Origin of the sequence: Ciceribacter sp. RN22 (assembly GCF_024054295.1) — a bacterium.
Taxonomy (GTDB): domain Bacteria; phylum Pseudomonadota; class Alphaproteobacteria; order Rhizobiales; family Rhizobiaceae; genus Allorhizobium; species Allorhizobium lividum.
This window is the reverse complement of sequence record NZ_JAMXLD010000001.1, coordinates 42,723-64,007: the sequence shown is the minus strand read 5'-3', so window position 1 is coordinate 64,007 and position 21,285 is coordinate 42,723. Positions and strand designations below refer to the sequence as shown.

Genomic DNA, 21,285 nt, shown 5'->3' with positions numbered 1-21,285 from the left:
GTTCGGCTAGCCAATGTCGCTCACGTCTGCAATCAACACGACTAAGGCAGCGTTCCGGAATATGGGGGATCAGTCCTCCGTTATTTCGACGAACATTGCCAATGACGGCAACGAAAACTATGTGCGTCGTTCGGCGGTCGTAACCAATACCATTTTCGGTGCCTCCACCGTTGTTACGCAGCGCAATCAGCAGCTGGCGCTGCTCTTTCAGACGGTCAGCGCCAACTCACAGTCGAAGGCGCAGAGCACCCTTCTCGACGGTCTGGAGACTCTGAAATCGAGCCTCGGGGGCAACGAGTACGAACTCGCTCCCTCGACCTACATGTCGACGCTGCAGAGCAGCCTCCAGGCCTTCGCGGCATCGCCGGGCCAGCTCGCCCTTGCCCAGACCGTTGTAACCGACGCTCTCGACGTGGCGAACTCGCTGAACCGCGTGTCGGGCACCGTTCAGAACCTGCGGGCGGACGCCGATGCGGAGCTCGAGTCGCAGGTCGCCGAACTCAACCGGCTGCTCGCCGACTTCAAGACGGCCAACGATACTGTGGTCCAGGCGACAGCGACCGGCAGTGATCCGAACAACGCGCTCGACACCCGGGAAACGATCCTGAAGGAGATATCGGGTATCGTCGGTGTCTCCGTTGTCATGAGGGAAAACAACGACATCGCCCTTTATACGGCGGATGGGACGACCCTCTTCGAGACCATTCCGCGCTCTGTCTCCTTCAGCCGCACCTATACTTATTCGGCGACTGTCACCGGCAATGCCGTCTACATCGACGGCGTTGCGGTGGAAGCCGGTGTCGGCGGCAATAGCAGCGCGGAAGGCTCGCTCGCCGCGCTTCTGCAATTGCGCGACGATGTTGCGCCTACCTTCCAGAACCAGCTCGACGAAGTCGCGCGGGGCCTGATCGAAGCGTTCCAGGAAGCCGATGCCGGCGGGGCCAATCCGCTGCCGGGCCTGTTCACCTGGCCGACCGGCACCGTGCCTGCGTCGGGCACCGTCGTTCCCGGACTTGCCGCCTCCATCACCATCAACAGCGCGCTCGTGACGTCGTCCGGTGGCGATCCGACCTTGCTGCGCGACGGCGGCATCAATGGCGCGGCCTACGTCAAGAACACCACAGGAGGGAGTGGCTACTCCGACCTGCTGCTCACCTATGTCGAGAATCTCAGCACGTCGCGGCCGTTCGATCCCTCGGCCGGACTGGATACGTCGTCCGGTCTTCTGACCTTCTCGACGGACTCCATCGGCTGGCTCGAAGAGATGCGGGCGAACGCCACGACGGCAACCGACAACAAGACTGCTCTCTATGAAAGAGCGTTCCAGGTCTATTCGTCCAAGACCGGCGTCAGCCTCGACGAGGAACTGTCGCTGCTGCTGGATGTCGAGCAATCCTACAAGGCTTCTGCCAAGCTGGTGTCGACCATCGATTCCATGCTGAAGGCGGTCCTGGACATGGCGGGATAATCTGATGTCGACGAGCAACGTTTCGAACCTCTCCATCCAGACTTCGATGCGCCTGACGATCCGTCAGGCACAGGCCGAACTCATCAAGGCGCAGCAAGAGGTAACGACCGGCATGTATGCCGATGTCGGAGCCTCCATCGGCAGCGAAACGTCCAGGGTTCTCGACCTGACCCGTGACAGCATGCGTTTGCACTCGATGATCGACACCAACGCGATCGTCACCCAACGTCTGGATGCTTCGCAGGAAGCGCTCAACCAGATGGCGACCTCCGCGCAGGAAATGCAGGACGCCTTGATCGCGCTTGGTCAGTCCGGCACGACGACCACCATCGACGTGGCCGTCAACACCGTCTCGAACGTGTTGTCGAACTTCACCAATCTGGCCAACACGTCGTTCAGCGGCGAGTACCTGTTCTCGGGCGTGAATACCGACGTGCAGCCGCTCGCCGAGTATGACGCCGGTTCGGCGGCGAAGGCCTCCTTCGATGCGGCCTATGCCGCCTATCCGTGGTCGGCGCCGAAGACCGCCGCCGAGATGGACGACTTCATCACCAACGTGATCGAGCCTATGTATACCGGAGCGGGCTGGACGACCGACTGGTCGAGCGCCGCGGATGCGGTGATGACGAGCCGCATCAGCCAGAGCGAAGTCGTAGAGACCTCGACCAGCGCCAACGAGAACGGGATGCGCTATTTCGCGCTCGCTGCCGTGGTTGCGAAAGAACTGCTCGGCCAGAACCTCGATGAAAGCGTGCGTTCGGTCGTCACCGACAAGGCAATCGCATACATCAGCAAGGCTACCGCCGGGTTGAACGAACAGCGCACGCAGCTTGGCCTTTCCCAGAGTCGGGTGAAAAAGGCCAATACGTCGCTTCAGATCCAGATCAACATTCTCGATACGACAAAGGCGGACCGGGTGGAGGTCGATGCATACGAAGCCTCGACGCGGGTCAACAATCTCCTGTCGCTCGCAGAGGCATCCTACACCCTGACCTCCAAGATCCAGCAGTTGAGTCTCGTGAACTACCTTTGATGATCAAAGGGAAGCCATGACTATGAAGGACAGTTGAATGTATCAGTTCACATATGCCGAGATCATGGAAGATGACGTCTCGAACGCCAAGGACCGTGAACGGCAGGCGCTGTCGCGATCGATCGAGTTGCTCGAGAAGGCACGCGATGACGAAGAGTATTCCCGCAATGCCATCGAGGCGCTCTTCTATACCCGCCGGGTCTGGATCCGCCTCATAGAGGACTTGAAGCAGCCCGAGAACGAGCTCGGAGCGGAGCTGCGCGCCAACCTGATTTCCATAGCCATCTGGATCTTGAAGGAATGTGATCGGATCAGGAAGCGCGAGTCCAACAATTTCCAGAGCGTAATCGACGTGACAACCATCATCAGGGATGGACTGAAATGAAAAGTACACTGCGCATCTCTCTCAAATCCGGGGAACGCATCTTCATCAACGGCGCAGTGCTGCGTGTCGACCGCAAGGTCGCGCTGGAGTTCCTCAACGACGTTACCTTCCTGCTCGAAAATCACGTCCTGCAGCCGGAAGACGCCACCACTCCGCTTCGGCAGCTCTACTTCATCGCACAGATGATGCTGATCAACCCGGAGGGCCGCGAACAATCGATGGCCATGTTCCGCAAGTCGATCACCATGCTGCTCGCCTGCTTCCAGAACGACGAGGTTCTGGCCGAACTCAAGCGGGTCGACGGCATGGTTACCTCCGGCCGTGCCTTCGATGCCCTGAAGGCGATCCGTGGCCTCTATCCGATCGAGGATCGCATCCTCAACAACCAGGAGATCGCGCCGGCGACGGTGGAGCAGATTAGCAAGGAGATGGCACCATGGCGGTAAGCGGCGTAAACGCGGCGGCCGGCACAAACAATGCGGCGTCGACCACCAAGACCACGGGGACGAACGACAAGTCGGCGTCGGATGCCGCGGCTGCAGCCTCGCTCGACTACAACTCCTTCCTGAAGCTGCTGATTGCGCAGATGCAGAACCAGGATCCGACCGATCCGATGGATGCGACGGAGCAGATCGCGCAGCTCGCCACCTTCTCGCAGGTCGAACAGACGATCCAGACCAATGCCAAGCTGGAAACGCTGATCACCGGTGATGCGCTGAATGCCGCCTCGAACTACATCGGCCAGACGATCACCAGTGCCGACGGCAAGACCACCGGCATCATCGAGTCGGTCCGCGTCTATGCCGACACGATGGTTGCGACCACGACCGACGGGAAGGAAGTCCCGATCACGGTCGGCGTGACGGTCGGCAAGCCCTCGACGTCGGGGGACGGTGCTGATACCTCTGCATGAGGACGCGCGGGATGTGATTCCCGCGCCAGGAAGAGGGATTCCCGCTCGATGAATGAGGCCGACGCCCTGGACATCATGCAGGCCGCGGTGTGGACGGTGCTTGTGGCATCAGGTCCCGCCGTGCTCGCGGCGATGATCGTCGGCGTGGTGATCGCCCTGATCCAGGCGCTCACCCAGGTTCAGGAAATGACGCTCACCTTCGTTCCGAAGATCGTCACGATCCTCATCGTGATCGGCATCAGCGCGCCTTTCGTCGGCGGCCAGATCGCCCTCTTTTCGAATCTTGTCTTCTCGCGCGTGCAGTCGGGTTTCTAGGCGGGCGCTCCGTCTGCTCTGCCACCCTCGCGCAAGCTTCGTCTCCTAAGCCTTCATGTGAATACGGCCGACTGCGTCCAGCCTTCGGCCGCCTTCTCATGAAGAGACGGAACGAGTTATGGCACAACCCACTGCAGTCCCCCTTCCGAAGGTGAGCCCAAACGGCCGCGACGTCGGCTTCGCCCTCGGCATCGTGGGCATTCTCTGCATCCTGTTCCTGCCGATTCCGCCATTCCTGATCGACATGGGACTGGCCTTCTCGATCGCCTTTTCCGTTCTCATCCTCATGGTTTCGTTGTGGATACAGCGGCCCCTCGATTTCTCGTCCTTCCCGACCATTCTGCTCATTTCGACAATGATCCGGCTGTCGCTCAACATCGCGACGACCCGCGTCATCCTTTCTCACGGAAATGAAGGGCACACGGCTGCCGGCGGTGTCATCGCCGGCTTCTCGAGCCTCGTGATGTCTGGCGACTTCGTCATCGGTCTGATCGTGTTCATGATCCTGGTGACGGTCAACTTCATCGTCATCACCAAGGGCGCCACGCGCATCGCGGAAGTCGGCGCCCGCTTTACCCTGGATGCCATTCCCGGCAAGCAGATGTCGATCGACGCCGACTTGTCGGCTGGCATCATCGACGAGAAGGAAGCCCAGCGCCGCCGCCACGAACTCGAGCAGGAAAGCTCGTTCTTCGGCGCCATGGACGGTGCTTCCAAGTTCGTCCGCGGTGACGCCATCGCCGGCCTCATCATCACCGCCATCAACATTTTCGGCGGCATCGTTATCGGCTACTTCCGCCACGGCATGGAAATCGGCCAAGCCGCAGACGTCTTCGTGAAGCTGTCGGTCGGCGACGGTATCGTGTCGCAGGTGCCGGCGCTCATCGTCTCGCTTGCCGCCGGCCTTCTCGTGTCGCGCGGAGGAACGCCCGGCTCAACCGATCAGGCCGTCGTCAACCAGCTCAGCGGATACCCACGCGCCTTGTCCGTTGCGGCGGCCCTGATGGTGCTGCTGTCGATCATTCCCGGCCTGCCGTTGGTGCCCTTCCTTGCGCTCGGCGGCATCATGGCCTTCGGCAGCTGGTTCATTCCGCGCCAGATCGAAGCGGAGAACAAGCTGAAGCGTGAGCAGGAGGAGAAGAAGGTCATCCAGACCAAGGAGGCCGAGAAGGACTCGGTCAAGTCGGTGCTGAAGACCGCCGAGATCGAGCTGGCGCTCGGCAAGCTCGTTTCGACCCGGCTGCTCGGCGCTCACCAGGAACTCGCTTTCCGCGTCGGCAAGATGCGCCGAAAGTTCGCGAGCCAGTACGGTTTTGTCGTTCCCGAGATCAAGGTCTCCGACGATATCGCCATCCCGGAAAAGGCCTATCAGATCCGCATCCATGGCACGACAGTCGCCTCCAACCAGCTTCGGGTCGGGGAAGTGCTGGTCATCACCGGCTCCGGCCGCAAACCGAAGGTGCCGGGTGATGAAATCCGGGAGCCGGCTTTCGGCATGCCGGCGGTTTCCGTTCTGGAAGCGTTTACCGAAGACCTCAAACGCGAAGGCTTCCACCCGATCGACAACGTCTCCGTCGTGCTGACGCACCTGAGCGAAGTGATCCGGAACAACCTGCCGCAGCTTCTCTCCTACAAGGACGTCAAGATACTGATCGACCGGCTCGATCCGGAATACAAGAAGCTCGCGGACGAGATCTGTTCGTCGCACATGTCGTACTCGGGACTGCAGGCGGTGCTGAAGCTTCTGCTGGCCGAACGTGTGTCGATCCGAAACCTGCACCTCATTCTGGAGGCCGTTGCGGAACTCGCTCCCCATGTCCGCAAGACCGAACAGATCGTCGAGCATGTCCGCGTGCGCATGGCCCAGCAGCTCTGCGGCGATCTCGCCGACAACGGCGTGCTGCGGGTGCTGCGGCTCGGCAGCAAATGGGACCTCGTTTTCCACCAGGCACTGAAGCGTGATGCCAAGGGCGAGATTGTCGAATTCGACATCGATCCGCGCAGCCTGGAAGAATTCAGCGAGCAGGCGAGCAAAGTAATCCGTGAATTCATGGACCGCGGCATGCCCTTCGTGCTTGTCACGTCTCCGGAAACGCGCTCCTATGTCCGCATGATCATCGAACGCCTCTTCGCGACCTTGCCGGTTCTGTCGCATGTCGAACTCGCCAAGGGCATCGAAATCAAGATACTGGGCTCCATTTCATGATAACCGACCCCGAGGGGACCGTGCTCGCCCTGTTTGCGGCCTTCTGCCGCATCGGGACGTGCCTGATGGTTCTCCCCGGTTTCTCGTCGGCAAGGGTCGCCCCTCAAATCCGGCTCTTCATTTCGCTTGCCGTGTCGCTCGCCATCCTGCCGGTTCTCTGGGACAGCATCTATCCCAAGGTGCACTCGGCCGGCTACGGCTACATCGGCATCGTCGCCGGCGAGGTCCTGGTCGGCGCGATGTACGGAATGATCCCGCGGCTCTTCGTCCTCGGCCTGCAATTTGCAGGATCGGCGATCTCGATGTCGATCGGCTTCAATGCGCCGGGCGGCGCGGACATCCTCGAGGACAACAGCGAGAACCAGCTGACCAACATGATCAGCTTCGCGGGGCTCATGCTGCTCTTCGTGATGGACTTCCATCACACGGTGTTGCGCGCACTCGTCGATTCCTACGGACTGATGCCGCTTGGCGTCTTCCCGGATGCGCAGAAAATGTTGATTTCGCTGACGGATACCCTCGGCACGACGTTCTATCTCATGCTGCGGCTGGCAAGCCCCTTCATCATTTTCGGGCTGATGTTCAACTTCTCCGTCGGTCTCATCAACAAGCTCGCCCCGCAGATCCCCATCTACTTCATTTCGCTGCCTTACCTCATCATCGGCGGCCTCTTCCTCCTCTATTTCGCGATAGCCGCGCTGGTCAGCCAGTTCGCCGGGCAATTCGCAGTCATATTCCTGGGATAGGGGCGGGGATATGGGACCGACCAGAAAATCGGAAAAGCTCGCCCGCCTCGTCTCCGTCCAGCGCCACATGGAGCGCATGGCCGAGAGCGACCTTTCCAATACGGCCCGGCAGCGGGACGAAGTCGTGGCCTCGATGCACACGGTGATGGATGCCATCGGGTCGCTCGACCCCGTTCATCGGCTTTTTGCCCAGAACTATGCGGAACGCTTCGACCGCCTGGCGAACATGGAGAAGCAGCTTGCCGGCATCCAGCAGGCGCAGGAGGCCAAGGTCGTCAGGGAGCGTGTGAAGGGCGACCGCCTGGAGGAGAACAGGCGAGACGCCCGGCTGGACGAGGATCGCGAGGCCGACGACAACGCCATCTACGACCTCGTCGACATGCGCTACGCGACGCCAGCCTCCAGCAAGCTTCAGGAGTGATAGTCCCCGCGAACAAGCAATGAGGACGATCACGTGGCAATCTCACCTCCGAGCGATCTCGTTCTGGATGTCGTCCAGGCAGCCGACCCTCTGGACGTACAGGCGGCGCAGGCTCGTCTGAAGGCGAACCGGGCAGCCTTCGCCGCGACCAGCCTTGCGGAGAAGGGGGCGGGTTTCGGAGCGGCGGTCGACATCCTGGACGGCGCTGCATCGAAGGCCGGTCTCGGCAACGTGCAGAAGACCGGACACGACGAAACGCCGAAGGTCTACCGCGACTTCGAGTCGGTGGTCCTGCAGAACTTCGTGAAGTCCATGCTGCCGACGGATGCGGAAGCCGTCTACGGCAAGGGCAATGCCGGTGAGATGTGGAAGAGCATGATGGCCGAGCAGATCGGCGGGGTGCTCTCGGAAAACGGCGGTATCGGCATCGCCGACCAGATGTATTCGCAGGAACTCGCGCGGCACCGTTCGAAGGGCGTCGTCAACGCCGCCGTCGACGAGAAGGACCGCAGTGTTGCTCTCAGCATGGTGACCGATCTCGAGCGACGAACGCTCGGCGTCTCGGAAACCGAAAAACACAGCGCATAACAATCAGGATCTGGGGCTCTAAATGGAAGTCACCTCTAGCGACTACCGCATCAAGACGGTTCTCGGCCGTCTTGAAATGATCATCGACAACGAGAACCAGCGCATCGGCAAGGATCCGGAGTTCGACCTCAAGGTTTCCAATGCGCACAAGAGTCGCTGCCTTTACGAACTCACCATGCTCTGCCGCGACTCCGATCCGCGCGACCTGGCGGCGGGCTACATCGAGCAGATGCACAGCCTGAAGAAGAAGCTTGACCTGAACGCACAGCGCGTCGAGGCCCACCTTCACGCCGTCCGCGCGGTCGCCGATCTCCTCAAAGGTGCAGTCAGGGATGCCGACGCTGACGGCACCTACTCCCAGGAACAGTTCCGGTACAGCGAAAACTGATGGTCAAACTCGTCTTCGCCGGATTGTGGGTTTGCATCATCACGCTCGGAGCGGTCTTCTTCTCCGTTCGCATGGCGACGGCGCCCGTCGCCGCACCCGAAGCCGACGCCAAAGTGCCGACGGAGCTTGTCCGCGGAGAGTCGATCACGGTTCCGATGATCGCCAGCGGAGGCGTCAAAGGCTATTTCCTCGGGCGCATTTCCTTCATGGTGAACAAGGAGAAGCTCAAGGGCGCCAATCTGCCGATGACCGAGGTGATGACCGATGAGTTGTTCACGCTGCTCGTCGGCAACAAGATGGTCGATCTCGCCGATACCCAGTCCTTCGACCTCGCAGCGTTCCGTGAGGCGATAAAGGCCGACATCAACAAGCGGCTGGGAGACGGCCTCGTCGACGAGGTCCTCGTCGAACAGCTCGACTACCTGTCGAAAGAAGATGTCCGCGCCACCAGCGAGGCGCCCAAGAGCCCGACCGCCGCACCCGTCAAGATCGTCGAAGGTGTGAAGGTTCAGGATCCGGCCACCCACTGACGGCGCCGACCGGCTTCGCGTCGTGTCGTCCATAGGGCCTCCGATCCTTCCGCGGGGCAGTCGCCTCGGCCAATGCGGAATGCGCGGTTAATGTGGCGCTGTGCATTTGACTGATTTTCTTAAGCGCAATGTGATATTCAGCTGCTAAGGGAATTCCGATTGTTCTCCCGGAGCCTGAGTCCGATGCCGTCGCCTGATGCGTTTCCCTTCCGAGGTTTCGAACGGTATTCCCGCGGCCGGGCCGGAGCGGGCTTGAAATGACGTCTGCCGCGACGAAGACAACCTGCTCGCAGCATCGCACGGTTTTCGGATTCCCGGTCTGCGACATGAGCTGGCAGGAGGCGCTCGCCCTTGTGAGCGATCTCGCTTCTTCGCCCTCCGGCCAGACCCAGATATTCTTCCTCAACGCGAACAACGCCAACATCATGCTGGCCGACGAGGAATACCGCAGGGTGCTCGAGGGGCGCCTCGTCCTGCCGGACGGGATCGGCATGGATATCGCGTCGAAGTCGTTCAACGGCGTGCCGTTTGCCGCAAACCTCAACGGAACCGACTTCGTGCCCGCCCTTCTCACCTATATGGCCGTGGGCAAGCGTGTCGGCCTCATCGGTGGCCATCCGGACGTTCTGTCGAAGGCCGCGGCGCGGCTGCGGGAACACAGCCCCTGGCATGAGATCATCGAGATCGCCGACGGCTTCTTCGACAAGAACGACAGTGCGGCGGTGCTGGAAAAACTGGCCGCGGCGAAGGTCGACGTGCTGCTGGTCGCCATGGGAACACCGCTGCAGGAAAAGTGGATCGGCCGGAACATCGCCCCGGAACATGCCCGCGTCGTCATCGGTGTCGGCGCGCTCTTCGATTTCCTTGCCGGACGGGTTCCGCGTGCACCGGAGTGGGTGCGGCGGCTGCGATGGGAATGGGCTTATCGCCTCTGGATCGAGCCGAAGCGTCTCTGGTACCGCTATGTCGTCGGCATTCCGGTCTTCCTCCTGAGGGTCATGCAGCACAAGATTGCCGGGCGCCGCGATCACAGGTCGTGACCCGGAGCAGTCTCTGGCTTGCGTCCCCGCGGCCCGGCACGCTTGGTTTCCGCTTGCAATTGCCGTTTTTTGACACCATAGGGCGGGCACAGGCAAACGGCGCTACGTCCCGGACGCTAGCTTTGCCGGCAGCAAACCAACGTGAGGGGATGAGCGTGACCACGGTTATTGACGGCAAGAAGGCGGCAGCTTCGGTCATCGAGGCAGTGACGAAAGCGGCCGCGGATCTGGAAAAGGATACCGGCAGGAGGCCGGGACTGGCAGTTGTCCTGGTCGGCACTGACCCGGCGAGCCAGACTTACGTGGCCTCCAAGAGCCGGATGGCGAAGGAGTGCGGATTCACCTCCGTTCAGCATACGCTCCCGGAGGAGACGACGCAGGAGGCGCTGTTGGCGCTCGTGGCGGAACTCAATGCCGATCCGTCGGTCGACGGTGTGCTCGTCCAGCTGCCGCTCCCGAAGCACCTCGATTCGGAAAAGGTCATCCAGTCGATCCTGCCCGAAAAGGACGTCGACGGCCTGCATGTCGTCAATGCCGGCAAGCTTGCGACGGGAGACAGCGAGACCGGTCTCGTCTCCTGCACGCCGGCCGGGGCGATGATCCTCGTCCGGTCGATCCACGGCCGCGACCTCTCCGGTCTCAACGCGCTGGTGATCGGCCGCTCCAATCTCTTCGGCAAGCCGATGGCGCAGCTCCTGCTCGCCGCCAATGCCACCGTCACCATCGGCCATTCGCGCAGCCGTGACCTCCCGGCACTTGCCCGCAACGCCGATATCCTGGTGGCCGCGGTCGGCCGGCCCGAGATGGTCAAGGCAGACTGGGTGAAACCGGGTGCGACGGTGATCGACGTCGGCATCAATCGCATCGCTGCACCGGAGCGGGGCGAGGGCAGGACACGGCTCGTCGGCGACGTCGCCTTCCCGGAATGCGCGCCTGTCGCCGGTGCTATCTCGCCGGTTCCCGGCGGTGTCGGTCCGATGACGATCGCCATGCTGATGGCGAATACGGTCATCGCCGCCTACCGGGCGGAAGGCAAGCCGGCGCCGAAATTCTGACGGCGATCCCGCCGGGGCCGGTCCGCTCAGCGCGGGGCCGGTCCGGTCGATGCGCGGATGACGAGGTCCGCCTTCCAGAGTTCCTGCTCCGCGGGCTGTGGTTCCGTCCGCTTGATCTGCGCGATCAGCCGCTCGGCTATGCGAATGCCGGCAGCCCTCAGCGATGAACGGGTGGTCGTCAGCGGGACCGTGAAATTTTCCGGCTTGAGAAGCGGCAGAACGTCGTCATGGGCGACGAGCGAGATATCGTACCCGAGCCGGAGGCCGGCGAGATTGATGGCTCTGACGGCGCCGAGCGCCAGCACGGTACTGGCGCAGAGTACTGCGGTCGGAGGGTCCTTTTCCTGCAGCAGCGCCGACATCTGCCGGAAGCCCTGTTCGTCGGTCATCGCGGTGTGGTGGGTGAGGGCGGGGTCGAGCGACAGGCCACGCGCCTTGAGCGCCGCCTTGGTGCCCAGTTTGCGGCGAATGGCGAAATCCAGATCCCGCGGGCCGTTGAGAAGTGCGATCCGCCGGTGGCCGAGATCGAGCAGAAGGTCGGTCGCATCGCGGAACGCACCCTCGTTGTCGACGTCGAGATAGGGATAGTCGTCCTGCAGGCCGTGTGAACGTCCGTGGATCAGGAAGGGTACGTGCAGCGACTTCGCCATGGCGATGCGGGGATCTTTCTCGCGCATGTAGGCGAGATAGTAGCCGTCGACGCTACCGCTCGCCACCAGCCAGCGGATCGCCTGTTCTTCCTCCCGCGGATGGGAAGGCATGATGACGAAATGGAAATCGTGCTTCAGCGCTTCTTCGCCGATGCCGGACAGGAACTCTCCGAAATGCACGTCGGAGGCGTGTCCGGGAGCGGCCGGCATCACGAGGCCGATCGACCCGGCTCGCCCGGTCGCAAGGCGCTGCGCGGCACGGTTTGGGCGATAGCCGGTCTCTTCGGCTGCCTTGAGCACGCGCTTTCGCGTTTCCTCGTTGACCTCCGGATAGCCGTTGATCGCCCGGCTGATCGTCGTCTGCGACAGGCCGAGAAGTTCCGACAATTGCTTGAGGTTCACGGTCCGCCACTCCTCCTGGGCGCCGGCTCCTTTGGGGCGCTCGGCCTATTTAGCAGCAGCCCGGGGGCTGACAACAAGAAAATAAAAAGGCAATCTTGCGTTGTTTGAGTGATCGCGAAAGCACGCGGCATCCAGGGCCGACGTGACGAAAAGAGCTTGACTCTTTTTCCCGCAAAGTGAAATGACTGAGAAGCCAAAGCGCTTTGAATGACCCGCTTATTGACAATTTGGCCCGTCGACTCATTCGACGGAGAGTGTGATGGGAGGTAAGATCACATGAAGAAGGCCTTTACTTTGGGCGTTGCCGTACTCGCCCTGACTGCCGTGTCCGCCGGTGCTGCGGAGCTGAAGTTCAAGCCCGGCGAAGACAGCAAGTTCAACTGGGCGAGCTACGAGGAGCTGAAGAAGACGCAGCTCAAGGGCGAGCAGATCACCATTTTCGGGCCTTGGCTCGGCCCCGACCAGCAGCTGGTCGAGAGTGTTCTTGCCTATTTTGCCGAGGCGACAGGCGCCGACGTGCGTTACACCGGTTCCGACAGCTTCGAGCAGCAGATCGTCGTCGACCTCGAAGCCGGTTCGGCTCCGAACATCGCGATCTTCCCGCAGCCCGGCCTGGCGTCCGACATGGCAAAGCGCGGCTTCCTGACCGATCTCGGCGACGACAACGCTACTTGGCTCAAGGACAACTATGCGGCCGGTCAGTCCTGGGTCGACCTCGGCACCTATGCCGGCAAGGACAGTGCCAAGCATTTCTACGGCTTTCCCTTCAAGACCGACCTGAAGTCGCTCGTCTGGTATTCTCCGGAGAATTTCCAGGATGCCGGCTATGAAGTGCCGAAGACGATGGAGGAACTGAAGGCGTTGACCGAGAAGATCGTCGCCGACGGCGGCACGCCGTGGTGCATCGGTCTCGGTTCGGGCGCGGCCACGGGCTGGCCGGCGACGGACTGGGTCGAAGATCTGATGCTGCGCACCACCTCGCCGGAGAACTACGACAAGTGGGTTTCCAACGAGATGAAGTTCAACGACCCGATTGTCATCAACGCGATCAACGAGTTCGGCTGGTTCGCCAAGAACGACAAGTTCGTAGCCGGGGGCACGGCAGCCGTCGCCTCCACGGATTTCCGTGACAGCCCGAAGGGCCTCTTCTCATCGCCCCCGCAGTGCTACATGCATCGCCAGGCCTCCTTTATCCCGTCCTTCTTCCCCGAAGGCACGGTCGTCGGTCAGGATGTCGACTTCTTCTACTTCCCGGCCTATGCCGACAAAAATCTCGGCAATCCCGTTCTCGGGGCCGGTACGACCTTCACCATCACCAAGGACAGCAAGGCTGCCCGCGCCTTCATCGAGTTCCTGAAGTCGCCGATTGCCCATGAAATCTGGATGGCGCAGAAGGGCTTCCTGACCCCCTACAAGAAGGTCAACACCGAGGTCTTCACCGATCCGACCGTCCGCAAGATGAACGACATCCTGCTGCAGGCGACCACCTTCCGCTTCGACGCTTCCGACCTGATGCCGGGTGCCGTCGGCGCCGGCAGCTTCTGGACCGGCATGGTCGACTATGTCGGTGGCAAGTCCGCCGAAGATGTCGCCGCGTCCATCCAGAAGTCCTGGGACGCCATAAAGTAAGCGTTACGGAGACGAATGCTGCTGACGGTTCTCCCGGGGCGTTGCGCCCCGGGAGAGCCGCGCAGCCGGACGGCAAGCATCGGGGGAGGACATCATGCATCCAGCATTGCAGGCTCTGGTTACGATCGTCATCGGTGTCGGTGGTTGTGTCGCCTATTTCTACCTGTCGAACGTTTTCCTCGACCGTGTTCTTTTCCCCGCGGCAGGCCCGAGCGCCGGGCGCAACATCAATCGGGCCAATATGGTTCGGCCGTGGCTGTTCCTGTTTCCCGCTCTTTTCGCGCTCGGCCTTTATCTCGCCTACCCCGTCTTCGCGACGCTGTGGCTGTCGCTCACCGATCGCAGCGCCGGCGGCGCGTTCGTGGGGTTCGCCAACTATCAGCGAATGGTGAACGAATCGAAGTTCTGGGAAGCCATCAGCAACAACATGCTCTGGCTGATCGTGGTGCCGGCCGCATCCACCGCCTTCGGCCTTCTCGCCGCCCAGCTGACTGACCGTATCTCATGGGGCAGTCTCGCGAAGTCCCTGATCTTCATGCCGATGGCGATTTCCTTTGTCGGCGCCTCGGTCATTTTCAAGCTGGTCTATGACACGCGTGCCGCCGGGCAGGAGCAGATCGGTATCCTGAACGCCCTCTGGCTTTCCTTCTACGGAGGCTGGGGTTCCTTCCTCGTGCTGCGTCTTCTGCCGGCGCTGATCCTGCTCGCGTTTGCGGCCTTCGTCGCCTACGGCATCTACCAGGCGCTTCGCCCGCTCGTCTGGGGAGTCGGCTACCACGGCGGAAGCTCCTGGCAAGGCGTGCCGGTTCGCCTGGCGATCACCGGCGCCGGCGCGTGGCTCTGCTATCTTTCCCTCCATTCGGTCTACTCGGTCTTCGCCTTCGATTTTCCCTACGGGCAGCCCCAGACCTGGCTCACCATTTCCTTCTGGAACAGTTTCTTTCTGATGGTCGTGTTGATCTGGATTCAGACCGGCTTTGCCATGGTGATCCTCTCGGCAGCCCTGCGCGGGATACCGGAAGAGACCGTCGAGGCGGCGGTCATCGACGGTGCCAACGATTTCGAGATCTTCTTCAAGATCAAGGTACCGCAGATCATGGGCACGGTGGTCGTCGTCTGGACCACGATCACGCTGGTCGTCCTGAAGATCTTCGACATCGTCTATGCCATGACCAACGGCCAGTGGGAGACACAGGTTCTCGCCAACTACATGTACGACAAGCTGTTCCGCGCCAATGACTGGGGCGTCGGTTCGGCGAGCGCCATCGTCATCATGCTCCTGGTGCTGCCGATCCTGGTCTGGAACGTCTACAACGCGCGCAAAGAAATGCGCTGAGCGAGGGGCTGGAACAATGGCATCGATCGCAGGCAAGAAATCCGGCCTCGTATGGGCGGTCCACATCTCGGTTCTCGTTCTGGTGGTCCTCTGGCTGTTGCCGACGGCCGGCCTCTTCATCTCCTCCTTCCGCACCGCGGATCAGATCGCGACCAGCGGCTGGTGGAGTTCCCTGTTCCCTCAGGAGCAAAACCTTGTCCTGCGCGCGGCCGCGCCTTCTGCGCAGAAGCAGGAGGGGAGCCTCTACGTCCTTTCGGGCAATATTCTCGCCGACAACAAAGCCTCCGCCGAGATGAACATATCGGCCTGGGGAACGTCCTCGCGCGCTATCGGCCAGTATGCGCCGGGCGATACCGCCGATCTCGGCGAGAGCGGCCGTGTCACCCTTCAGGCGAACGGTGATTATCGCATCGAGAGCAATGCCGAATTCACCGGAAGCCGGCCCCCGCGTCTCTTCGTGACCGCGACGGTGCCTCCGAAGTTTACGCTGGACAACTACCGGCACGTGCTTCTCTCCGGTTCGACGACCGATTCTATGGCGAATGCCTTCTTCAACACGCTGACGGTGACGATTCCGGCCACGGTCATCCCGATTCTGATCGCGGCCTTTGCCGCCTATGCGCTCGCGTGGATGGAGTTTCCAGGCCGCGCCCTGCTGATCGCCGCCGTTGTCGCCTTGCTTGTCGTTCCGCTGCAGCTCGCGCTCATCCCGCTTCTCAGGCTGCATCTCGCCATCGGCATCGGCAAGGGCTATCTCGGCGTCTGGCTCGCCCACACCGGGTTCGGCCTGCCGCTCGCGATCTACCTGCTCCGCAACTACATGGTCGGCCTGCCGCGCGACATCATCGAATGCGCGAAGGTGGACGGCGCTACCGACTTCCAGATCTTCACGCGCATCATCCTGCCGCTTTCGTTTCCAGCGCTCGCGTCCTTCGCGATCTTCCAGTTCCTGTGGACCTGGAACGATCTTCTGGTGGCCAAGGTTTTCCTGATCGACGCCACCGGGGAAACCACCGTCATGACCAACCAGATCGTCGAGCTTCTCGGAACCCGCGGCGGCAACTGGGAAATCCTCGCGACGGCGGCCTTCGTTTCCATGGCTGTGCCGTTGGCCGTCTTCTTTGCGATGCAGCGCTACCTCGTCCGTGGCCTGCTGGCAGGTTCGGTCAAGGGCGGCTGATCGGCGGCGGCCGAAATGTACAACCCAGAAGGAAGAAACATGACAGCAATGACTGAGGCGACGCTTTCGCCCGACAAGGACTGGTGGCGCGGCGCGGTGATCTACCAGATCTATCCGCGCTCCTACCAGGACTCCAACGGCGACGGCATCGGTGATCTCAAGGGGATCACCGCGCGTCTGCCGCACATCGCGGGACTGGGCGCCGACGCCATCTGGATCTCTCCCTTCTTCACCTCGCCGATGAAGGATTTCGGCTACGACGTTTCGAACTACACCGACGTCGATCCGATGTTCGGATCGCTGGCCGATTTCGACGCGATGATCGCCGAGGCCCATCGCCTCGGGATCAGGGTCATGATCGACCTCGTCATCTCGCATACGTCCGACCAGCATCCGTGGTTCGTCGAAAGCCGTTCGAGCCGCATCAATGCAAAATCCGACTGGTATGTCTGGTCCGATCCGAAGCCGGACGGCACGCCGCCGAACAACTGGCTCTCGATCTTCGGCGGGTCCGCCTGGCAGTGGGACCCGACCCGCATGCAGTATTTCATGCACAACTTCCTGACCTCGCAGCCGGACCTCAACATGCACAATCCGCAGGTCCAGGATGCGGTGCTCGACGCCACGCGCTTCTGGCTGCAGCGAGGTGTGGACGGCTTCCGGCTCGACACGATCAATTTCTACTTCCACGACAGGCTTTTGCGCGACAACCCGCCGCTTGCGCCGGAACGGCGCAACGCCTCCACCGCGCCGGCGGTCAATCCCTATAACTTCCAGGATCACCTCCACGACAAGAACCAGCCGGAAAACCTCGAATTCCTGAAGCGTTTCCGTGCGCTGCTCGAGGAGTATCCGGCGATCGCGGCCGTCGGCGAGGTGGGCGACAGCCAGTACGGGCTGGAGATCGTCGGCCAGTACACGTCCGGCAACGACAAGATGCAGATGTGCTATGCCTTTGAGTTCCTGGCTCCCGAGCCGTTGACCCCGAAGGTGATCGCCGAGACCCAGAAGGCCTTCGCCGCAGCCGCGCCGGAGGGCTGGGCTTGCTGGGCCTTCTCCAACCACGACGTGGTCCGCCATGTGAGCCGCTGGGGTGCTGGCGTCGCTGACCGTACCGCCTTTGCCAAGCTGATGGCGGCAATCCTGATGACCCAGCGCGGCTCGGTCTGCATCTACCAGGGCGAGGAACTGGGGCTCACCGAAGCCGACATTGCCTTTGAGGACCTGCAGGATCCTTACGGCATCGAGTTCTGGCCGGAGTTCAAGGGACGCGACGGCTGCCGCACGCCGATGGTCTGGGACAATCTCGCCGCCCAGGCGGGTTTCTCCACCGCCGCGAAGACCTGGCTGCCGATCCCGGTCGAGCATGTTCTGAACGCGGTGAGCGTGCAGGAGGGCAGGGAGGATTCCGTGCTCGAGCAGTACCGTCGCTTCCTCGCCTTCCGACGTGGCCATCCGGCGCTCGTCAAGGGCGCGATCGAGTTCCACACGGTCGACGCGACGGCACTCGTCTACAGCCGCGTTCTCGGCGACGAAACCGTCCTCTGCGCGTTCAACATGAGCGCGGAACCGGCGACGCTGACGATGCCCGCCGGCCGGTGGACGGCCCTCGAAGGGCACGGCTTTGCAGTCGAAGTCGTTGGTGACAAGATCAAGCTTCCGGCCTGGGGCGCGTTTTTCGCGCGTCGTGGCTGACAACGAGAGGGGAGAACATGGCAGGTCTCGTTCTGAAGGATATCCGCAAGAATTACGGGCAGGTCAAAGTCCTTCACGGCATCGACCTGGAGATCAAGCAGGGCGAGTTCATCGTCTTCGTCGGGCCCTCGGGTTGCGGCAAGTCGACCCTGTTGCGCATGATCGCCGGGCTGGAGGATGTGACCTCCGGCGAACTCCTCATCGACGGTCAGATCGTCAACGACGTTCCGCCCTCGAAGCGCGGCATCGCCATGGTCTTCCAGTCCTATGCGCTCTATCCGCACATGACGGTCTACGACAACATGGCCTTCGGGATGCGGATCGCCGGGCTCGCCCGCGACGAGATCGACCGCCGGGTGCGTGCCGCCGCCGACATTTTGCAGCTCGGCCCATATCTCGACCGGCTGCCGAAGGCGCTCTCCGGCGGCCAGCGCCAGCGCGTCGCGATCGGCCGGGCGATCTGCCGGGACCCCAAGGTCTTCCTCTTCGACGAGCCTCTGTCGAACCTCGATGCGGCACTGCGCGTGGCGACCCGCATCGAGATCGCCAAGCTCAACGAGAGCATGCCGGACACGACGATGATCTACGTCACCCACGACCAGGTCGAGGCGATGACGCTTGCCGACCGCATCGTCGTGCTCTCGGCCGGCCGTATCGAGCAGGTCGGCGCGCCGCTCGAGCTTTACGAGCACCCTGCCAACCTTTTCGTCGCGCAGTTCATCGGCTCGCCGGCGATGAACATCATGCCTGCAACGATCGTCGAAACCGGCAAGACGACGACGATCGCACTCAAGGATGGCAGCACCGTTTCGGTGGACATCGAGACGCCGGCCACTGACAAGGGAAAGAAGGCGAGCTTCGGTGTGCGGCCGGAGGATCTCAGCATCGCCAACGGCGACAACCAGCTCTTCGAGGGCACCGTCAGTCTCGTCGAGGCGCTCGGCGAAGTGACCCTCCTCTATGTCGATGGCCCGGTCGAGGACGAACCGATCACGGTCAAGCTGCCGGGCGTGGCCGACGTCAAGAAGGGTGCGACGCTGCGCTTTGCCGCGGACCGGGTGAAACTGCATCTCTTCGATGAGAGCGGGCGCAGCTATTACAAGGGTTGACCACAGGTCCTTAACCTCTCGTTTGCCATGATACAGAACCCGCACGGAACGCAGGTCTGGGCCTTCGTGATGTCACGTTCTGTTAAATCTCGAAGAGCTACTTTTCCTTCAGACGATGTGGAAGGGGAACCGAGATGGGAAGCTTTTCGGGTGGCACGAACTACCTGCAGAGGGAGGAATCTTTCATGTACGACCGCGAAGGGCGGTTCCGCATGGAAGACACCCGCAATGCGGCACGCATCGAGTATACCGAAAAGGGCGTCATGCACATGGCGGCGCGGCGCTGCGACGTCATCAGGATTTCCCGCAGCAGCGCCATCCTCGCACTGCTCACCCAGTACACGCTGCCGCAACAGTTCTACCTCGATATTCCCGATGCGCGGATATCAAAGATCGGCTGTGTCCTGATGAAGGTCTTCGTCAACGACACGATCGAAGTGCGTTTCCTTCGCCTGCTTACGGAGAAGGAACTCGATCGCATCTTCGTCTTCTCGACCCATCCCGCCCATCGCGACAAGGTGCTCGACATCCGTTCCTGGTGAGAACCGTCTTCCGCTGAAACGGATGCAATGGCAAACGAATACGAGGCCGCGCCTGTGCGCGGCCTTTCTGTTTGCCGGTATCGGCGGCTCCATTCCCGGACCCATCCTGCGGCTCTCCGGCCGCCGGGGCACACTTCTTCGCAGCGCGTAAACCTCTTGGTTACCAACTTTCTTCATAGTTTAGCTTGTCCGAAAGGCGTCGCCCCTCTTTGGCCATAACCGGATCATCAATTCGGCAAAGTTGCTGGGCAGGAGCGGCGGATGAGTTTTGTGTCCGGTAGCGAGTAAGAGTATGTCGTCCCTGACCCAGTTGCGTCGTCAGCAGAACAGTGCCTCACTAAGAGGCGGTGTGTCCCGCAAGTCTCTCGTTGTGGCAGGGCTGCTCGGCGCCGGCGTGGTGACCGCGCTCTGGACCTCGGCGGTCATTGCGACCGTCCACACCATGGGTGGCTCCGGCGATGTCGTCTACCGGCACGGCACCAGGGCCGGCCTGGCACTGGCGCTCCACGATCCCTCGCTCGTCGCCAGCCCGTCTTCCAAGACCTCTCGTCCGCCGGCGCCGCCGGCCGTCATCGAGGCGGCCAAGATGCGGATCGCCGCGGCGGTCGCCAGCACCGACGATGCCGAATTCGCTGTCCTTCCCGATGAGATGAGCCTCACGTCCGTCGACAAGTCCGACCGGCTCGCCTGGTCGCGGGCCGGTGTCTCCCCCGATGAGCAGGCGCTGGCGGTTCTGAAGAAGGCGCTGGCCCGCGCGGATGGCGAGCGCGTGGCGAGGCTTGCTCTTGCGGCCGAACTCGAGAAGGAGCAGGCGACGTTCGCCAAGGCGCAGATGACGGCCTCTGCAGCCTCTACGAACGACGAACTGACCACCGGCTCGATTCCCGCCTCGAACGGTGCGGCGACTGCGCTCGCCTATGCCGCACCCACCTCGGCGCGCGAGACGGTCGACAGCGCGCTCGTCGAGGATGCCTTCGACGAGGTGCTTGCCGGCGGCGAGGAGATCGACGACGCCCTTCCGGAAGACGGGCCTTTGCCCGCGGTGCGCCCGCGGATTGCCGCGCCTGCCGCGAAGGCCGAAGTCGAGCAAGACCCCAAACCGGAGGACAAGCCGGCGAAGTCGCCGCTCCTCACCTATGCCAAGCCTTCGAAGTCGATCATCGAGGAAGATGAGGACCGTCCGTCGATCTTCGGCCGCAAGGCGCAGCTTCCAGGCCGCGGTAGCCGGATCGCCGTCTACGACATCTCCGCCGGCATTGTTCACATGCCGAACGGCGAGAAGCTCGAAGCCCATTCCGGCCGCGGTTCCTACCGAGACAATCCGAAATACGTCCATGTGAAGATGCGCGGCTCGACGCCGCCGAACGTCTACAGCCTGCGCATGCGCGAGTCCCGCTTCCACGGGGTCGAGGCGATCCGCATGACCCCGGTCGGCGACGCCAAGATGTATGGCCGTGACGGCTTTCTCACCCACACCTATCTGCTGAGGGTACGGGGCGATTCCTCCGGCTGCGTCGTGTTCAACGACTACAATCGCTTCCTGAAGGCCTTCAAGCGCGGCGAGGTCAAGACCCTGATCGTCGTGCCGCGCATGGCCGACCTCAACCGCTACATGGCAATGCTCTGATGCGGCGGCTCGTGCCGCCGCATCAGT

General features: G+C 62.0%; 22 protein-coding genes. 21 read left to right on the top strand and 1 reads right to left on the bottom strand.

Annotated features, from left to right (window positions below):
• The first annotated feature begins 13 nt into the window (after positions 1 to 13).
• The 14 genes from flgK (at position 14) to folD (ending at position 11,088) form a co-directional block, all read left to right on the top strand.
• The gene (gene flgK, locus NHF53_RS00280; protein ID WP_252832616.1) at positions 14 to 1,468 is read left to right on the top strand and encodes a flagellar hook-associated protein FlgK; all 1,455 of its coding nucleotides are present in this window, start codon (positions 14 to 16) and stop codon (positions 1,466 to 1,468) included.
• 4 nt (positions 1,469 to 1,472) lie between these two features.
• Complete coding sequence (locus NHF53_RS00275; protein ID WP_252832615.1) at positions 1,473 to 2,501, top strand: flagellar hook-associated family protein; 1,029 nt, start codon at positions 1,473 to 1,475, stop codon at positions 2,499 to 2,501.
• Between the two features lie 37 nt (positions 2,502 to 2,538).
• The gene (flaF, locus tag NHF53_RS00270; protein WP_114362528.1) at positions 2,539 to 2,886 is read left to right on the top strand and encodes a flagellar biosynthesis regulator FlaF; all 348 of its coding nucleotides are present in this window, start codon (positions 2,539 to 2,541) and stop codon (positions 2,884 to 2,886) included.
• The gene (gene flbT, locus NHF53_RS00265) at positions 2,883 to 3,332 is read left to right on the top strand and encodes a flagellar biosynthesis repressor FlbT (RefSeq protein ID WP_112688995.1); all 450 of its coding nucleotides are present in this window, start codon (positions 2,883 to 2,885) and stop codon (positions 3,330 to 3,332) included. The genes flaF and flbT overlap by 4 nt, the downstream gene beginning before the upstream one ends.
• Entirely contained in the window at positions 3,323 to 3,799 is a 477-nt protein-coding gene (gene flgD, locus NHF53_RS00260; protein ID WP_252832614.1) for a flagellar hook assembly protein FlgD, read from the top strand. The genes flbT and flgD overlap by 10 nt, the downstream gene beginning before the upstream one ends.
• Positions 3,800 to 3,847: 48 nt before the next feature.
• Entirely contained in the window at positions 3,848 to 4,114 is a 267-nt protein-coding gene (gene fliQ / locus NHF53_RS00255) for a flagellar biosynthesis protein FliQ (RefSeq protein WP_112688999.1), read from the top strand.
• Between the two features lie 118 nt (positions 4,115 to 4,232).
• Positions 4,233 to 6,320 (top strand): flagellar biosynthesis protein FlhA, encoded by a 2,088-nt coding sequence (flhA, locus tag NHF53_RS00250; protein WP_114362530.1) that lies wholly within the window; start codon positions 4,233 to 4,235, stop codon positions 6,318 to 6,320.
• Positions 6,317 to 7,066: a flagellar biosynthetic protein FliR gene (gene fliR / locus NHF53_RS00245; protein ID WP_114362531.1), complete on the top strand. Its 750-nt coding sequence runs from the start codon at positions 6,317 to 6,319 to the stop codon at positions 7,064 to 7,066. Before flhA ends, fliR begins: the two co-directional genes overlap by 4 nt.
• 10 nt (positions 7,067 to 7,076) lie before the next feature.
• A complete protein-coding gene (locus NHF53_RS00240) occupies positions 7,077 to 7,487 on the top strand; it encodes a hypothetical protein (protein WP_252832612.1) in 411 nt (136 codons plus the stop codon).
• 33 nt (positions 7,488 to 7,520) lie between these two features.
• Complete coding sequence (locus NHF53_RS00235) at positions 7,521 to 8,075, top strand: rod-binding protein (protein ID WP_114362533.1); 555 nt, start codon at positions 7,521 to 7,523, stop codon at positions 8,073 to 8,075.
• A gap of 22 nt (positions 8,076 to 8,097) precedes the next feature.
• Positions 8,098 to 8,463 carry a hypothetical protein gene (locus tag NHF53_RS00230; protein ID WP_112689009.1) on the top strand — a complete coding sequence of 122 codons (366 nt, stop codon included), beginning with the start codon at positions 8,098 to 8,100 and terminating at the stop codon, positions 8,461 to 8,463.
• A complete protein-coding gene (locus NHF53_RS00225; RefSeq protein ID WP_252832610.1) occupies positions 8,463 to 8,993 on the top strand; it encodes a flagellar basal body-associated FliL family protein in 531 nt (176 codons plus the stop codon). Before NHF53_RS00230 ends, NHF53_RS00225 begins: the two co-directional genes overlap by 1 nt.
• A 257-nt stretch (positions 8,994 to 9,250) precedes the next feature.
• On the top strand, positions 9,251 to 10,033 hold the full coding sequence (locus NHF53_RS00220; RefSeq protein WP_252832608.1) for a WecB/TagA/CpsF family glycosyltransferase: 783 nt from the start codon (positions 9,251 to 9,253) through the stop codon (positions 10,031 to 10,033).
• A gap of 155 nt (positions 10,034 to 10,188) precedes the next feature.
• Entirely contained in the window at positions 10,189 to 11,088 is a 900-nt protein-coding gene (gene folD / locus NHF53_RS00215; protein ID WP_252832607.1) for a bifunctional methylenetetrahydrofolate dehydrogenase/methenyltetrahydrofolate cyclohydrolase FolD, read from the top strand.
• A 26-nt stretch (positions 11,089 to 11,114) separates the two neighbouring features.
• Here folD and NHF53_RS00210 read toward each other — a convergent pair whose 3' ends face one another.
• Positions 11,115 to 12,140, bottom strand: coding sequence for a LacI family DNA-binding transcriptional regulator (locus NHF53_RS00210; protein ID WP_252832605.1), 1,026 nt, complete (start codon positions 12,138 to 12,140; stop codon positions 11,115 to 11,117).
• Between the two features lie 276 nt (positions 12,141 to 12,416).
• On the opposite strand from NHF53_RS00210, the gene NHF53_RS00205 reads away from it, so the two are divergent.
• The 7 genes from NHF53_RS00205 (at position 12,417) to NHF53_RS00175 (ending at position 21,258) form a co-directional block, all read left to right on the top strand.
• A complete protein-coding gene (locus tag NHF53_RS00205; RefSeq protein ID WP_252832604.1) occupies positions 12,417 to 13,769 on the top strand; it encodes an ABC transporter substrate-binding protein in 1,353 nt (450 codons plus the stop codon).
• A gap of 94 nt (positions 13,770 to 13,863) precedes the next feature.
• A complete protein-coding gene (locus tag NHF53_RS00200) occupies positions 13,864 to 15,105 on the top strand; it encodes a carbohydrate ABC transporter permease (RefSeq protein WP_252832603.1) in 1,242 nt (413 codons plus the stop codon).
• Positions 15,106 to 15,121: 16 nt separating this feature from the next.
• Positions 15,122 to 16,285 (top strand): carbohydrate ABC transporter permease, encoded by a 1,164-nt coding sequence (locus NHF53_RS00195; RefSeq protein ID WP_114362539.1) that lies wholly within the window; start codon positions 15,122 to 15,124, stop codon positions 16,283 to 16,285.
• Between the two features lie 39 nt (positions 16,286 to 16,324).
• Positions 16,325 to 17,980: an alpha-glucosidase family protein gene (locus tag NHF53_RS00190; RefSeq protein ID WP_252832602.1), complete on the top strand. Its 1,656-nt coding sequence runs from the start codon at positions 16,325 to 16,327 to the stop codon at positions 17,978 to 17,980.
• A 17-nt stretch (positions 17,981 to 17,997) separates the two neighbouring features.
• The gene (locus tag NHF53_RS00185; RefSeq protein WP_252832601.1) at positions 17,998 to 19,089 is read left to right on the top strand and encodes an ABC transporter ATP-binding protein; all 1,092 of its coding nucleotides are present in this window, start codon (positions 17,998 to 18,000) and stop codon (positions 19,087 to 19,089) included.
• 134 nt (positions 19,090 to 19,223) lie between these two features.
• A complete protein-coding gene (locus NHF53_RS00180) occupies positions 19,224 to 19,631 on the top strand; it encodes a hypothetical protein (protein WP_112689027.1) in 408 nt (135 codons plus the stop codon).
• 349 nt (positions 19,632 to 19,980) lie between these two features.
• Positions 19,981 to 21,258, top strand: a complete 1,278-nt coding sequence (locus NHF53_RS00175) for a DUF2778 domain-containing protein (RefSeq protein WP_252832600.1) — start codon at positions 19,981 to 19,983, stop codon at positions 21,256 to 21,258.
• The last annotated feature ends 27 nt before the right edge of the window (positions 21,259 to 21,285 follow it).